The organism is Maridesulfovibrio sp. (assembly GCF_963666665.1).
GTDB lineage: Bacteria > Desulfobacterota > Desulfovibrionia > Desulfovibrionales > Desulfovibrionaceae > Maridesulfovibrio.
In genome coordinates this window covers 883,844-898,613 of the sequence record NZ_OY762999.1, presented here as the reverse complement: position 1 = coordinate 898,613, position 14,770 = coordinate 883,844, and the positions used below count along the sequence as shown (strand labels likewise).

Here is a 14,770-nt window from a genome sequence, read left to right as displayed (position 1 = left end):
GTCACTTGATTTAATATGCTTTTTAATCAAACAGAACATAAAAGATTCGTAGTATTGGGGCTGGATGGACTTCCGGCCTCTCTTGCTTTGAAATGGGCAAATAAGTTGCCCAACTTAAGCCGTATTGCGGGCAAATGTGACCCCATTTCCACTGAACTGCCCGAACTTTCCCCGGTAAACTGGACATCATTCTTTACTGCGCAAAGGCCGGAGAAGCATGGCCTCTACGGTTTTACATCCATTGATTCAAAAAACTACACCCTTTCTATCAATAACTTCGATCAGGTGCTCTGCCCGACGATTTTCGATGCACTTGGCAACAATAATCTGGTCAGCAAAATTATTAACCTGCCCAATACCTATCCCGCCAAGCCGTTACGGGGAATGCTGATTTCGGGCTTTGTTGCCGATTCATTCGAGAAAGCTGTGCAGCCGCCCTTCCTGCTCGGTCCACTTCGCGATGCAGGCTATCAACTTGAAGCAGACACCAGCCGGGGAATAATGGACCCGGATTATCTTTTTGATCAGGTCGCGCTTACACTGAAGGGAAGATTGAAGGCTCTGGAAATGCTCTGGAATGATCTTGCATGGGATTTATTCACCATTGTATTTACTGAGACAGACCGCCTGTTCCACTTTTTCTATCCTGCATTCGAAGACGAGAATCATCCCCTTTACCCCAAGGCTGCTGCGTTCATGCAGAAGTGGGATCATGCAATCGGTGCAGTGCTGGATAAATTCGAAGCTCTGCCGGGCGAAAAAAAGCTGATTTCATTTGCAGATCACGGATTTGCCACTCTTGAAACCGAAGTGGACCTGAACACCTTTCTAGTGCAACAGGGCTATCTGGAATACACCCAGCCCGCAAAAGACCAGTGGGATTCCACAATAATTGCGCCAAGCAGCAAAGCATTTGCCCTTGATCCCGGAAGGATATATATCCATACCTCTGATTTTGCGCGTGGAGAAATTGAGTCGTCACAAGCAGATAAAATATCTGCTGAAATAGCTGACAAACTCATGAGACTTGAATTCAACGGGCAAAGGGTAATGGCACAGGTTCTCACCAAACGTGAAGCTTATGGAGAAAGCCCCGTAGGTAATCCGCCTGACCTGATATGCACTGCCAAGCCCGGATTCGATCTCAAGGCTAAATTTGACCGCGCGGAAATCTTCGGATTCCATGGCAGAACCGGAACTCATACGGCGCAAGACGCATTCTTCTACAGCTCCGACGGGCAGCAGATAAGCACCATGCACCAAACCGGACAAATCATACTTGACTGGTTTAATATTACTCTGCCAGATTAACAAATTCACAACTAATTTTACATACGAAGCGGCAAAGCCCTACCAAAAGTTTATTTGCTCCCCGAAGGGCCGCCGGAGGCATACATAGATCATGATAGATTTCAAAAACAAATTGAACCCGGCACAGTACGAAGCAGCTACTCACCCACAGGGTCCCGTGCTGGTAATTGCGGGTGCAGGCAGCGGCAAGACCCGTACAATCGTATACCGTCTGGCATGGCTGGTTGAACAAGGCATTCCGCCGGAATCCATCCTGCTGATGACCTTCACACGCAAAGCCGCGCAGGAAATGCTTCAGCGTACCGAACTTATTCTGGGCAGAAATCTGCACGGCACTCAAGGTGGAACATTTCACGCTTTCGCTTATTCCGTACTGCGTCAAAACGCGGCTGAAATCGGCTTCCCCAACGGCATCACCCTCATGGACCGCAGTGACTCTGAAGCTGCAGTCAAAGAGGTAAAAGACCAGCTTAAATTCGGTAAAGGCGACCGCTCATATCCCAAGAAATCCACCCTGCTGGATATGATCAGCAAATCGCGCAACAAAGAACTTTCCATTGATACACTGGTCAATTCCGAAGCCTTCCATCTGGCAACCTACGCTTCTGAAATGGAACAAATTGCCAAAGGTTATGCTATATACAAAAAGCAGCATGGCCTGATGGATTACGACGACCTGCTTTTCTACCTTGAAGAACTGCTGGCAAAGGACAAATTCCTGCGCAACTCCCTGCGCTCGCGCTACCAGTATATCATGGTCGATGAATATCAGGATACCAACCTTGTGCAGGCCCGCATCGTCGGCCTGTTGGCCGGAAAGAGCGGAAACGTCATGGCTGTTGGCGATGATGCCCAGTCCATTTATTCATTCCGTGGCGCAGATGTAACTAACATCCTTAAATTTCCTGAAATTTTTGAAGAAGTAAAAATTGTAAGACTGGAACAGAACTACCGTTCCACCCAGCCCATCCTTGACCTGACCAACGCTATTCTGGACGGTGCTGAAACCAAGTTCGACAAAAAACTTTTCACTGAACAGACTTGGGGCAGTAAACCACAGCTCATGGTTCCGCTCAGTGATTTCAGCCAGTCCAACCGCGTATTGGACCGGATCATTGAATTACAGAAAAAGCACGGTCCCGAAGAAGTCGCTGTACTTTTCCGCGCCGGATATCAGAGCTACGGGCTGGAAGTTGCCCTTAAACGGTTGGGTGTCGGATTCAAGAAGTACGGCGGACTGAAATTCAACGAAGCCGCACACATTAAAGATGTTCTGGCTTTTATGCGTCTGGTCAGCAACCCTGCGGATATCATAGCATGGCAGCGCACTCTTGGGCATATCAAGGGAGTCGGCCCTAAAACCGCCACAAAGATTGCACAGACTATAATTTCTGCCGACCAGAAGGCGCTCGGTAAATATACCAAGAAATATCCGCTACTTCAGGATATTCTACGTGACCTTGATGGCTTGCGGAAGAAAAATTCTTCTCCGGCAACCTGTCTTGAGGTCATCATGCCGCTGTACAGGCCGTTGCTGGTTGCCCAATACCCGGATGATTACCCACGCCGTGAAGCCGGAATTGAACAACTCAGCCAGATTGCATCCAACTACGATGATCTTGAATTCTTTCTGACCGATCTCTGCCTTGATCCTGACCAGCACAGTGAGGAGGAGAAAAAGGAAGACGTGGTTACTCTCTCCACTATCCATTCCGCCAAAGGACTGGAATGGAATGCGGTCATCATCATTGACCTTGTGGAAGACCGCTTCCCTTCACGCAAATCCATGCAGAAGCCCCAGGAATACGAAGAAGAACGCCGTCTGCTCTATGTGGCCTGTACCCGTGCACGCAAGGAACTGATCATGTGTGCCCCGGCGTCCATCAACCGCAAAAACACTGATTTCTCCGAACCTGCGATACCCAGCCCGTTTCTACGCGAGCTTGATACCGAACTTTTTGAGGAATTACAGGAATCCTATTCCGGCGGCATGAATGTTAAAAAGAACGCTCCGGTGCAGCCTGATGCATATTCCGCTCCCTCGGTGACCACCACTAAGAAGCCCTCACCCATGAAGCTGGGCCATTGCAAACACAAAATCTTCGGACGCGGGAAGATTATCGAACGCATCGAGCCCAACAAGCTGCGCATCAACTTCCCCGGCTTCGGCCCCAAGGTCATTGTCGAAGACTTTGTGGAGATGCTGTAAGAAATGACAAAATTAAATTCAGAACAGGATTTCCTGACCCTGATCGACAAATACTTCCCGTCTGAAAATGGACATGTCGCCCTTGGACGCGGGGACGATTGCTCTATCCTGCGTACTGAAAAAGACCTTTGCATCAGCAAGGATTTGTTTCTGGAAGATGTACATTTCAGGAGATCATACTTCTCTCCGGCAGACATCGGCTACAAATCACTTGCGGTTAATATCAGTGACATTGCAGCCATGGGCGGACAACCATGCGGATTTGCGCTGGGCCTGATTATCCCGGCCAGTCTGGAAAGTGAATTCTGGGAGCCGTTCTTTCAATCAATGGCCGCCCTTGCGCAGCAGCATGGATTGATTCTGGCGGGAGGCGACCTTTCCGGCGGGCAATATCTTGGAATTTCGGTAACAGTATGGGGCGAAGCTGCGGGAGGCCGTTTTCTTTCCCGTGGTAATGCTGAGCAGGGAGACGTTTTATTCCTGCATGGCCCGGCAGGTATGGCCCGCACAGGACTGCTGGCACTTGAAGAATCAGGGCTTGAATCTGCGAAACTTTATCCTGAATCCGTACAGGCTCACCTGCGCCCGCCCATGCGTGTAGCAGCCGGAATCAAACTGGCTGAGTCGGAGCATGTAAAGGGACTGATGGACCTCTCGGATGGTCTGGCCCGTGACCTGCCTCGCTTTCTAGGCTGCTGTGACGGGAATTTTGGCGCTAGAATTTTACTTGATGAATCGCACTTGCACGAAGAAATCATCCGCTACGCTGAATCAAAATCAATTGCCGCTGCCGAACATGCTTTCCTCGGCGGAGAGGATTATGCACTGTTCGGGGCTGCATCAGCTGATGGCTTCGCAGAACTAAAAACAGCAATCCCCGGCCTGCACCAGATAGGCACAATCACCGGGGACAACAAAATATTACTCAATGGCAAAGAATACACTGCCGGTGGATTCGACCATTTTTCTAAATAATTACCACCCCAGCGCGGTAATATATTCATACATGACCCAAAAATGGCAGAAGCTTCCGGCCATAACGAATACATGAAAGATTTCATGGAAACCGAAAAATTCCGGCCATGGATCAGGCCGTTTCACTGCGTATATAACTGCCCCGATTGAATACATAATCCCGCCAGCAAGCAGCCAAAGCAAAGCCCCTACCTGCAAAGCCTGAATCAAGGGATAAGCTCCGACAATCACCAGCCAGCCCATGGCGAGATAAAACCCGGTGGACAACCATCGCGGAGCATTCAGCCAGATCATTTTGGTAATAATCCCGGCCAATGCCATACTCCATATTGCTGCAAACAAGGACCATCCCCACGCACCCTTGAGCCCGACAAGGCATATAGGCGTATAGGTTGCGGCGATATAAATGTAGATCATGGAATGGTCGAGCTTGCGCAGCCACATGATCCCCCGCTTGGAAAGGGGCAACCAATGGTAAAGGGTGCTCGCAAGATAAAGCAAAACCATCCCCCCGCCAAAGACCGAAAAAGTAACCACATGCATTACGCTGGTCGGGTTTACCGATGAAACCAGCAACGCAACCAGTCCGGCAATAGCGAGGCAAAAGCCTATGAAATGAGTTAACCCGCTCATGGGTTCGCGTACGTATTGCAGCATAATATCCCGTCCTTGAATAGCGAATTGGATAACTGAATTTGGCCCTAACATTTTTTCCGGAAAATCAACTTGAAGAATATTCTGCAAAAAGCGGGCAAAAGTTCACATTCAAACGATCGTTTAAATTTAATATGTAACAGTACACAAAAAAAGCCCGTAACACCAGCGGTGTTACGGGCCATTATCATCTATAGAACGTACAGAGCGGCTCTTATGATATGATCAGGACTATTCGGAAAGCATGCGTACTGCGCAGAATTTTCCGCACATAGCACATTCTTTTTCGTCTTTATGGTCTTTTCTACGGGCACATGCCAGAGCGGGGTCAATTGCCAGTTCAGCAATACGGTCCCAGTCAAGTTCCTTACGTGCGATAGAAATATCTTTATCACGCTGAACAGCATCCTTACGGCCAAGCCCTACTTCACCGCACTGAGCAGCAACAAGGGAAGCTTTAACACCATTCCAGACGTCATCAATTTCAGGCAGGGTCAGGTGTTCTGCGGGAGTAAGGTAACAGAGGAAGTCCACGCCGTTCATAACAGCAATGGCACCACCGATTGCACCAGCAATGTGGTCATAGCCGGGAGCGGAGTCAGTTACCAGAGGTCCGAGAACGTAAAGAGGTGCGTTGTAGGTAGCAGCCTTGATTCCACGAATCTGGGATTCAACGAGGTGCATGGGCACGTGGCCGGGCCCCTCGATCATTGCCTGTACACCATATTCGTGAGCACGCTTGGCGAGCTTGCCGAGCATGAGAACTTCTTCCCACTGTGCAGCATCACCGGCATCTTCACCTGCACCGGGACGAAGACCGTCACCGAGGCTCAGGGTCACGTTGTGCTTGAGGCAGATTTCGAGAAGACGGTCATAGTTGGTGAGCAGCGGGTTTTCCGCATCATGATCACGCATCCAGCGGGCAAGAATGGAACCGCCGCGGGAAACAATACCCAGCAGACGCTCACCTTCTTCAGTTGCCCACTCTGCACCACGACGGGTCAGGCCGCAATGCAGGGTCATGAAATCTACACCCTGTTCAGCTTCTTTTTCCACTTCTGCAAAAAGTTCGTCGATGGAGAAACCTGCGGGATCTTCATCACGTGCAACATACTGCTGCGCCATAGCGTAAATGGGTACGGTACCCAGTGGCAGGGGGCAGCTGGTGAGCATATCGGTCCTGATTCCGTCAAGATCACCGGCGGTGGAAAGGTCCATAACGGCGTGTGCGCCTGCCTTCCATGCGGTATCAAGCTTCTTCATTTCCTTTTCACGGTCATTCTTAAAAGGAGAAGTACCGATATTAGCGTTAACTTTAACCTTCGCGGGCTGCCCGATAAGGGTGGGAGTTACATTCTTGTGGTTGGGGTTCCCGAGCAGAACCATAGTCCCATCTTCAATGCCCTGAATAATGGTCTCTTTGGAGAGCCCTTCGCTCTTGCAAAGTTCATCAATGCTGGAATCAAATATGCTTTTGAGAGCTTTATTTTTTGAAAACATCTGATTTCCTTATAACGTTATTTAGGATTGTGCATTTTCGTATTCTCAATGGTGTCTGTACAGGCAAGTCCTTACCCCAATTTGTTAGCGGGTACAATGGAACTTTTTACCCCGAAATTAAATAAGGGTACAACTTTCGGTAAAGTCGATAGTTCCGGCAGCATTACTCTTTCATTAATTCTCTACGTTTAAAGCCTGTCATTTCGGAATTTTATCATGGAAAATTAAACAGATACAAAATCAAATTTGCATTTGTGCGCAAATTCTAGTAGATCAGCAGATCATATTTTTTGCGACACATAATATTTCAAGGGGGAAATTTAATATGCGCAATTGGAGAGGACTGTTATTACTGACAGTTTTATTTACGCTGCTCTGCCAGCCCGCATTCGCGGCTGACTCCAGCCTCGGCCCGGTTAACGCCAAAGTGTACGGTCTGTTTACACTCATTCCGCCGCTTGTTGCCATTGTTCTGGCTTTCATTACCAAGAACGTTGTTCTTTCACTTTTCATCGGTGTTTTTTCCGGTGCTTTCATGCTCGAAGCCAAAGGCTTTGATATTTATAACGGTTTCATAGGCGGCTTCCTGCGACTGTCCAACGAAATACTCGGTTCTCTTGCCGACTCATGGAACGCAGGTATAGTACTCCAGTGTCTCGCTATCGGCGGCCTCATTGCGCTGGTTTCCAAAATGGGCGGTGCAAAAGCAATTGCTGACGCTCTGGCTAAAAAGGCAAAAAGCCCGCGCAGTTCCCAGTTTGTTACTTGGGTGCTCGGTCTTTTCATCTTTTTTGACGACTATGCAAACTCCCTCACCGTCGGCCCCATCATGCGCCCAGTGACTGATAAAATGAAAGTTTCCCGCGAGAAGCTTGCTTTCATAATCGACGCCACCGCAGCACCCATTGCCGGTATCGCGCTGATCTCCACCTGGGTTGCCTACGAAGTCGGCCTGATCCGCGACGGTCTGCAAGGTATCGGCTACACCATGAACGCTTACGGTGTTTTCGTGGAAACCATTCCTTACCGTTTTTACAACATTCTCATTCTGGTCTTCATCCTCGCTACCATCTGGTTCATGCGTGAATTCGGCCCCATGTACAAAGCTGAACACCGCGCCCGTACCACAGGTAAAGTCCTTGATGACAAAGCCAAGCCCATGGTCGCAGATGAAGCAACTGAACTGCAGCCTGCAGAAGATGTTGACCCCAGCATCTGGTACGCAATTATTCCCATCGGAACCCTGATCGTTGCAGCCTTCCTCGGCTTCTACTTCAACGGTTACAATGGAATTATGGGCGGTGACGATGCTGCACTCAAGCAGATTTTTGCAGATGCTCCCATGAGTTTTACCGCTATCCGCGAAGCTTTCGGTGCTTCCGACGCTTCCGTTGTTCTCTTTCAGGCAGCACTTATCGCCGGTGTTGTGGCTCTGGCCATTGCCATCGGCAAGCGCATCCTGACCGTGGACGAAGCTATATCCACCTGGGTACAGGGAGTTAAATCCCTGAACATCACTGCAGTAATCCTGCTGCTGGCATGGTCCCTCTCCGGTATCATCAAGGAACTCGGAACCGCCGCTTACCTCGTAAACGTGCTTTCCGACACCATTCCGACCTTCCTGCTGCCTTCCATCATCTTTGTGATGGGTTCCATCATCTCCTTTGCAACAGGCACTTCCTACGGAACCATGGGAATCCTCATGCCGCTCTGCATCCCGCTGGCCTACGCGCTGGTTCCCGAACAGGGCTACGTAATCCTGAACATCGGTGCAGTCCTCACCGGAGCTATCTTCGGCGACCACTGCTCCCCCATCTCGGACACCACAATCCTGTCCTCCATGGGTTCCGCATGTGACCACATCGACCACACCAGAACACAGCTGTTCTACGCCATCCCGGTAGCACTTATTTCCATCTTCTTCGGCTACATCCCCGCAGGACTCGGAATGCCCGTACTGCTGGTACTGCCGCTGGGCATTGTAGCTGTTCTTGCAACAGTACGCTTCCTCGGCAAGCCTGTTTCGAACTAATCGAATCAGCATATACGTAATTTAAAATCCCTCCCTCCGATTTGATTCGGGGGGAGGGATTTTTTGTTTAACGTCATTGACACACCCCACCCCTCAAAGTTAAAGTGAATTCACATTCACATATTTGGAGAGTAATTAATGAGCAAACGAATGGATCGCCTATCAAGGCGCGATCAGATAGCAGAAGAAGCCCTTAAGCTGGCAGCCAAAGGGGTTTCCGCCATTACAGTGAGTAACGTTGCCAAGGCTTGCGGCATCGTGCCTGCCGCCCTTTACCGTCATTACAAGAACAAAGACGCAATTTTTGATGGGGTACGTGAACTGATTCGTAAAAAACTCATAGATAACGCTAAAACCGCCATGGATGAGGGAGAGACTCCTTTAGACGTGCTGAAGCAACTGGCCCTGCGTCATGCCGACCTGCTGCATAAACACCCCGGCATTCCACGCCTGCTCTTCTCTGAAGCTGCTTTGGACCAGAAATCTATCCGACGTAAGGCAATATACTCTTTGATGACCGAATACCGCGCGGCTGCAGGAGAAATAGCCGCCAAAGGGCAGGAAATGGGCCAAATCCGCAAAGACGTTGATCCTGCGGATATTGTCTTCATGCTGTTGGGAACTGTGGTTCCTCCTTCCTTCCTCTTTCATATTTCCAACGGAGAATTTGATCCTCGCGAACAGGTCAAACGCAACCTTCAGTTGTTTGAAGAAACTGTCGCTGTGAAAAAGGAGAACTAACTATGAAATCCGGTCTGAAATTTTCTCATATAATCGTAGCGATACTGCTTTCCACTCTGCTTTACGGCTGTAATGAATCAGAATCAAAGCTCTGGCAAGGCTATGTAGAAGGAGAATTCGTATACGTTTCTTCCCCCTTAGGCGGGCAATTGGATGAAATCAGCGTGCGTAAAGGACAGACCGTTCTAGCCGGACAACCTCTTTTCACTCTTGAACGTGAGTTTGAAAAGTCAGGAGTCGATGAAGCAGAGGGGAATCTTAACAGGACAATCAGTGATCTTGCCGACAAACGCAAAGGCCGTCGCCCTTCCGAAATTGCCTCCATCAAAGCCCGACTGAAAAAAGCTGTAGCCGCCGAGAGACTTGCTGCCACAGAATACAAACGACGCGCTGATCTTTACAGCACCAGAACTATCTCGGAAGAAGAAAGGGACCAAGCACGCACGGATTATGAGCAGGCCACACAACAGGTAAAAGAAATCAAATCCGAACTAAAAACAGCAACTCTCGGCTCCCGAAGCGATGAAATCAATGCTGCAGAATCTTCAGTAAGAGCCGCACAAGCCAAGCTTGAACAGGCCCGCTGGAACTATGATCAAAAAGCACAATCCGCACCTCGGTCAGGATTAATATTTGATACCATCCGTTATCAGGGAGAATGGGTTGCGGCCGGAAAACCGATCATTTCCATCCTGCCACCGGAAAACCGTAAAATCCGGTTTTACGTACCGGAACAGATTGTAGGCAGTTTCAAACTCGGTGATAAACTACTGGTAAATTTCGATGGGCTGGCAAAACCGATACCGGTAACTCTGAGCTACATTTCTGCACAGGCTGAATACACGCCCCCGGTCATATATTCCAGCCAGAGCAGAGCCAAACTGGTCTTTATGCTTGAAGCTGTTCCGGCAACGGACAAAGCCTTACTCTTCAAGCCCGGACAGCCTGTAGATGTCAGCAGGACAGAGTACGGATTTGAAATTGAAAACGGATTCTTTAGCCGTATAAAGAATTACTTCCGGAGCAGTGATGACTGAGCAAACTGTCATAGACGTATCCGGCGTGACCAAATCCTTCGGACCCAAAACTGTGGTTAAGGGTCTGGATATGCAGGTCCGCAAGGGTGAGATATTCGGATTTCTCGGCCCTAACGGGTCCGGCAAGACCACCTTTATCCGCATGCTCTGCGGCTTGCTGCGACCGGACTCCGGCTCCGGCACCTGCCTTGGTTATGACATCATTGAGGAAGCTGAATTCATTAAACCCAAAGTGGGCTACATGGCCCAGAAATTCAGCCTTTACGGTGACCTGACCGTAAAAGAAAACCTTGATTTCCTTGCCCGTGCCTACCAATTACCCAACCGCCGCAAGCTTGTTGATGATGCCATAGAACGCATGAATATGGGCAGGTTCACCAACCAGCTCGCCGGATCACTTTCCGGGGGCTGGAAGCAACGTCTGGCTCTGACCGGATGCACCCTGCATAATCCGCAGCTGCTGCTCCTTGATGAACCTACCGCGGGTGTGGACCCTTCCGCACGCCGCGATTTCTGGGATGAGGTACACAACCTAGCAGCGCAAGGCATCACCGCGCTCATTTCCACTCATTACATGGATGAGGCTGAACGCTGCCATCGCCTTGCATATATCGCATACGGCGATCTACTGGCTAAAGGCACTCTGGATGAGCTGGTCAGCAATTCCGGCCTGCACACATGGACGCTCAACGGTCCGAACCTGAATGACCTAACCCCGAAGTTGCGAGCATGTGAAGGTATTGATCAGGTAGTTGCTTTCGGCAACACCCTGCACATCAGCGGACGCGACAACAATTTAATTGAAAAGGGAATCCGCACCCATGCCGGAGCGGAGAATAGATTTGAGCCCTGCGCGACAAGCCTTGAGGAAGTTTTCATCGACCTCATGCGGGGGATGAATCCATGAGTTTACATTTATTCTCATTCAAAAGGTTCATGGCTATGGCCGGAAAAGAATTCATCCAGATGCGCCGGGACCGTTTAACTTTTGCCATGATGATCGGCATCCCTCTGATTCAGATCATCCTCTTCGGGTTCGCCATCAACTCCGACCCGCGCCATCTTCCACTTGCCGTGCTTTCCGGTGACAATTCACGCTATTCAAGATCAATCGTGGCCGGAATGCAGGCCAGCACCTACTTCGATGTAGATAAATTCATTAACTCACGGGCCGAAGCCAACCGTCTTCTGGAACTTGGCGAAGTCCAATTCGTGCTGACTATCCCCGAACAGTTCGGCTTGGACATTGAACGAGGAGAACGCCCGGTACTGCTTCTGGAAGCGGATGCCACCGACCCGATGGCTACAGGCAATGCAGTAAATTCCATGCGAGAAATCATAAACCGGGCCTTAGCACGGGAGCTCAAAGGATCGCTCAGTTACCTACTGCCCGAAAACAGCGCAGTAGACCTGCGCATCCACGCTGATTACAACCCAGAAGCAATCAGCCAGTACAACATCGTCCCCGGTTTGATGGGGGTTATCCTGACCCTGACACTGGTTATGATAACCTCGCTGGCAATCACCCGCGAAACCGAACGCGGAACAATGGAAAACCTGCTGACCACCCCGGTCCGCCCGCTGGAAGTAATGATGGGCAAGATTATCCCTTACGTCATGGTCGGCTACATCCAGATGATGCTAATCATGGCGGCATCCATTTTTCTTTTCCACGTACCAATTAACGGCAACCCGCTAATTGTGTTCACATATTCAGCCATTTTCATTGCTGCGAACCTGACCGTAGGCGTAACCATCTCCACCGTAGCCCACAACCAGTTGCAGGCCGTGCAGATGTCCATATTCTTCTTCCTGCCCTCGCTGCTGCTATCCGGCTTCATGTTCCCCTTCCGGGGCATGCCGGACTGGGCACAAAACCTAGGTTCCATCCTCCCGCTGACCCACTACCTGCGCTTAGTGCGCGGAGTCCTGCTCAAAGGAACAGGCTGGGAGGAATCCCTGTATCACCTCTGGCCCATCGTGGTTTTCTGGATAATTGTGATTATTGTCGGGTTGAAGAAGTATCGGCAGACTTTGGATTAATACGGCCACTTCGCTAAACAACTCTATCTATCCAGCCCTCCCCCCGTGAGGGCTTTTTTACGCCGCGCGCAAATACTAACTCAAATTTAATTTCAATATTGACATATTTTTTCAAAATCCGTAGCACATAAACACAATCAATCTATAATTTTTAACTGGAGCTTGTAATGAAATTTATAAAATCAACCACTCTCGTACTGTCCTGCCTGCTCGCGGTTCTGTGCTGCTCAACCGCATTTGCACATGAATTCATCATTAAACCTGTGCAGTTTACCGCTGAAAAGGACCATGTTGTACCCTTCAGCGTTGTATCTGCACATGTCTTCATGATCAGTGAAGAAATGGAACCTATCAAAGAGGTAGAAGCCAACCTCATTATGGGCGGCAAGACCACTCCCCTGAAACTTTCTGAAAATGAAATGCTCATGACTTTGGACGGTCAGCTCACCCCTAAGGCAGAAGGTACCGCTATCATTGCCGGACATCGTAACGGCATCATCTGGACCCAGACCACTCAGGGTTGGAAGCAGCAGTCCAAGAAAGGCTTGAAAGGCGTTATCGGAAGCGGAAAATATGAAAAATTCTGCAAAACCCTGATAACTGTGGGCAAAGCTGACGGCAGCTACAAAAAAGCAGTCGGGCACAAGCTTGAAATCATGCCCATGAGCGACCCTACTCTGGCTAAAGTAGGTGATGAAATAGAATTCCAGACCCTGCTGGACGGCAAGCCTGTTTCTGTCGAAAGCATGACCGCTACTTATGACGGATTCAGCATGACTCCCAACACCTATGCCTACTTTACCGAGCCCTACGGAAACGGCCTTGCAAAAGTAAAAATTTCCGCTCCCGGAACATGGATGGTCCGTGTGCAGTACAAAAACGCCAACCCCACTGCCGATTACGACAGCTATGTAATGCGTGCAGTGCTGGTTTTTGAAGTGAAATAAATGAAATTATTCAAAATTCTTCCGGTCGTAACACTTGTTGCGGCCGGAATTCTATATCTCAGCAATATCGCGTGGGCCCATGGGGTAGCTTATGAAATGGTCGAAACCTCACCGGCTGTGACATTCAAATCCGGTTTTTCTTCCGGGGACCCCATAGCCTACGGGCAAGTGCTCATCTATGCACCGGATAATACTGAAGTGGAATTCCAGAACGGACGGACTGACAGGAATGGCGTTTTCTCTTTCCTGCCTGACCGTCCCGGAATATGGAACGTGGAAGTTGATGGCGGAATGGGACACAAACTTATTTTTGATGTGGAAGTCTCAGGATCGGACAAAAACGAACTTTCAGCCCACGAAAAAGAAGCCCCATTGCAGGGCTCCATCGGGATCAAGGCCTTACTTGGAATCAGCCTGATTTTTAACCTTTGTCTTGTTGCCTCTTACCTCCGGGCAAGACGAAGAACTACGGAAATGAAAAACACTGACGGCTAGCCCTGATAATAACCGGGGAAAATATAGACCCCGTTAGCCTGCATCCAGAAGCCCTGTTTGCCACTTTTACTTTTGTACAACCTGCTGAGTCCCACACGGATGTACACTTCTTCCCCTCCGGCGAGCAGGGCTTCCAATTCATCCTGTCTATCCTGTTGCACATATTCCATTGCCATACGGTGAAAACACAAATCCGCAATTGGGGTAAGGCGAAACTTTTCTCCGGCTTTGTCAGTAAAACCGAGACGCAATTTTATATCTTCGTCAGAATTTACAACCGAAACAGTTACGGATTTGGGATCAATCCTGATTGTCCTGATCGACTGGGAACAAGGCGCTTCAACCGGCACACATCGATTCTTGGCTGTGATTATACCTTCAAAAGCTTCTTCCATTGAATCTACAGCGCTACGTTCCAGCAAATCCTTAAAAGTCTGCTCATCAACACAATCAAGCCAGACATCATTTTCAAAAGTACAATCTTCCACATGAGGAGACTCTGGGTTCTCATGGGGGATGACATCTGCGGAGACAATTATTCCCGGACGAATATTCCTGAACTCGACAAAATCCAGATTCTCATAAGGCAGCGGACGGTAACAAGTGCAATCATCCTCATCCAGCAAGGCCATGCAAACATTATCGCTATCATTAAATCGCGTTAAATCAGTCAAAACCAACATGTAAAAAAGTCCTTTATCTCAAAATATAATAACAGACACCCTCGCTCAAACATAGAAAGCACAAATAATCAAAAAAAGTCAAGTACATCAACACCTGAAGGACACTAAAACCAATTCACTATAACGTCTCAGTCCTAATGCAA

At 49.2% G+C, this 14,770-nt stretch carries 13 protein-coding genes; 10 read left to right on the top strand and 3 right to left on the bottom strand.

The window, feature by feature from the left end; translation table 11 throughout:
* Positions 1–15 precede the first annotated feature (15 nt).
* From ACKU40_RS04050 to thiL, 3 genes are all read left to right on the top strand, one after another.
* Positions 16–1,311, top strand: a complete 1,296-nt coding sequence (locus ACKU40_RS04050; protein ID WP_320175247.1) for an alkaline phosphatase family protein — start codon at positions 16–18, stop codon at positions 1,309–1,311.
* Between the two features lie 91 nt (positions 1,312–1,402).
* Complete coding sequence (locus ACKU40_RS04045; protein ID WP_320175246.1) at positions 1,403–3,520, top strand: ATP-dependent helicase; 2,118 nt, start codon at positions 1,403–1,405, stop codon at positions 3,518–3,520.
* Between the two features lie 3 nt (positions 3,521–3,523).
* A complete protein-coding gene (gene thiL, locus ACKU40_RS04040; RefSeq protein ID WP_320175245.1) occupies positions 3,524–4,495 on the top strand; it encodes a thiamine-phosphate kinase in 972 nt (323 codons plus the stop codon).
* Here thiL and ACKU40_RS04035 read toward each other — a convergent pair whose 3' ends face one another.
* Complete coding sequence (locus tag ACKU40_RS04035; RefSeq protein ID WP_320175244.1) at positions 4,496–5,152, bottom strand: hemolysin III family protein; 657 nt, start codon at positions 5,150–5,152, stop codon at positions 4,496–4,498.
* A 228-nt stretch (positions 5,153–5,380) separates the two neighbouring features.
* Positions 5,381–6,649 (bottom strand): phosphomethylpyrimidine synthase ThiC, encoded by a 1,269-nt coding sequence (gene thiC, locus ACKU40_RS04030; RefSeq protein WP_320175243.1) that lies wholly within the window; start codon positions 6,647–6,649, stop codon positions 5,381–5,383.
* 325 nt (positions 6,650–6,974) lie between these two features.
* Here thiC and ACKU40_RS04025 point away from each other — a divergent pair, with 325 nt between their 5' ends.
* The 7 genes from ACKU40_RS04025 to ACKU40_RS03995 all read left to right on the top strand — a co-directional run bounded on the left by ACKU40_RS04025 (position 6,975) and on the right by ACKU40_RS03995 (position 13,944).
* Positions 6,975–8,681: a Na+/H+ antiporter NhaC family protein gene (locus ACKU40_RS04025; RefSeq protein WP_320175242.1), complete on the top strand. Its 1,707-nt coding sequence runs from the start codon at positions 6,975–6,977 to the stop codon at positions 8,679–8,681.
* A gap of 138 nt (positions 8,682–8,819) precedes the next feature.
* Positions 8,820–9,422: a TetR/AcrR family transcriptional regulator gene (locus ACKU40_RS04020; RefSeq protein ID WP_320175241.1), complete on the top strand. Its 603-nt coding sequence runs from the start codon at positions 8,820–8,822 to the stop codon at positions 9,420–9,422.
* 2 nt (positions 9,423–9,424) lie between these two features.
* Positions 9,425–10,459, top strand: coding sequence for an HlyD family efflux transporter periplasmic adaptor subunit (locus tag ACKU40_RS04015; protein WP_320175240.1), 1,035 nt, complete (start codon positions 9,425–9,427; stop codon positions 10,457–10,459).
* Positions 10,452–11,366: an ABC transporter ATP-binding protein gene (locus ACKU40_RS04010; RefSeq protein WP_320175239.1), complete on the top strand. Its 915-nt coding sequence runs from the start codon at positions 10,452–10,454 to the stop codon at positions 11,364–11,366. The genes ACKU40_RS04015 and ACKU40_RS04010 overlap by 8 nt, the downstream gene beginning before the upstream one ends.
* A complete protein-coding gene (locus tag ACKU40_RS04005; RefSeq protein WP_320175238.1) occupies positions 11,363–12,502 on the top strand; it encodes an ABC transporter permease in 1,140 nt (379 codons plus the stop codon). Before ACKU40_RS04010 ends, ACKU40_RS04005 begins: the two co-directional genes overlap by 4 nt.
* 167 nt (positions 12,503–12,669) lie before the next feature.
* Positions 12,670–13,449 (top strand): DUF4198 domain-containing protein, encoded by a 780-nt coding sequence (locus tag ACKU40_RS04000; protein ID WP_320175237.1) that lies wholly within the window; start codon positions 12,670–12,672, stop codon positions 13,447–13,449.
* A complete protein-coding gene (locus ACKU40_RS03995) occupies positions 13,450–13,944 on the top strand; it encodes a hypothetical protein (protein ID WP_320175236.1) in 495 nt (164 codons plus the stop codon).
* Here ACKU40_RS03995 and ACKU40_RS03990 read toward each other — a convergent pair.
* The gene (locus ACKU40_RS03990) at positions 13,941–14,627 is read right to left on the bottom strand and encodes a hypothetical protein (protein ID WP_320175235.1); all 687 of its coding nucleotides are present in this window, start codon (positions 14,625–14,627) and stop codon (positions 13,941–13,943) included. The genes ACKU40_RS03995 and ACKU40_RS03990 overlap by 4 nt on opposite strands.
* Between the last annotated feature and the right edge of the window lie 143 nt (positions 14,628–14,770).

Bases quoted from the DNA above. Each gene is read 5' to 3' on its own strand.
- ACKU40_RS04050 (WP_320175247.1), top strand. From the start codon at position 16: ATGCTTTTTAATCAAACAGAACATAAAAGATTCGTAGTATTGGGGCTG.
- ACKU40_RS04045 (WP_320175246.1), top strand. From the start codon at position 1,403: ATGATAGATTTCAAAAACAAATTGAACCCGGCACAGTACGAAGCAGCT.
- thiL (WP_320175245.1), top strand. From the start codon at position 3,524: ATGACAAAATTAAATTCAGAACAGGATTTCCTGACCCTGATCGACAAA.
- ACKU40_RS04035 (WP_320175244.1), bottom strand. From the start codon at position 5,152: ATGCTGCAATACGTACGCGAACCCATGAGCGGGTTAACTCATTTCATA.
- thiC (WP_320175243.1), bottom strand. From the start codon at position 6,649: ATGTTTTCAAAAAATAAAGCTCTCAAAAGCATATTTGATTCCAGCATT.
- ACKU40_RS04025 (WP_320175242.1), top strand. From the start codon at position 6,975: ATGCGCAATTGGAGAGGACTGTTATTACTGACAGTTTTATTTACGCTG.
- ACKU40_RS04020 (WP_320175241.1), top strand. From the start codon at position 8,820: ATGAGCAAACGAATGGATCGCCTATCAAGGCGCGATCAGATAGCAGAA.
- ACKU40_RS04015 (WP_320175240.1), top strand. From the start codon at position 9,425: ATGAAATCCGGTCTGAAATTTTCTCATATAATCGTAGCGATACTGCTT.
- ACKU40_RS04010 (WP_320175239.1), top strand. From the start codon at position 10,452: ATGACTGAGCAAACTGTCATAGACGTATCCGGCGTGACCAAATCCTTC.
- ACKU40_RS04005 (WP_320175238.1), top strand. From the start codon at position 11,363: ATGAGTTTACATTTATTCTCATTCAAAAGGTTCATGGCTATGGCCGGA.
- ACKU40_RS04000 (WP_320175237.1), top strand. From the start codon at position 12,670: ATGAAATTTATAAAATCAACCACTCTCGTACTGTCCTGCCTGCTCGCG.
- ACKU40_RS03995 (WP_320175236.1), top strand. From the start codon at position 13,450: ATGAAATTATTCAAAATTCTTCCGGTCGTAACACTTGTTGCGGCCGGA.
- ACKU40_RS03990 (WP_320175235.1), bottom strand. From the start codon at position 14,627: ATGTTGGTTTTGACTGATTTAACGCGATTTAATGATAGCGATAATGTT.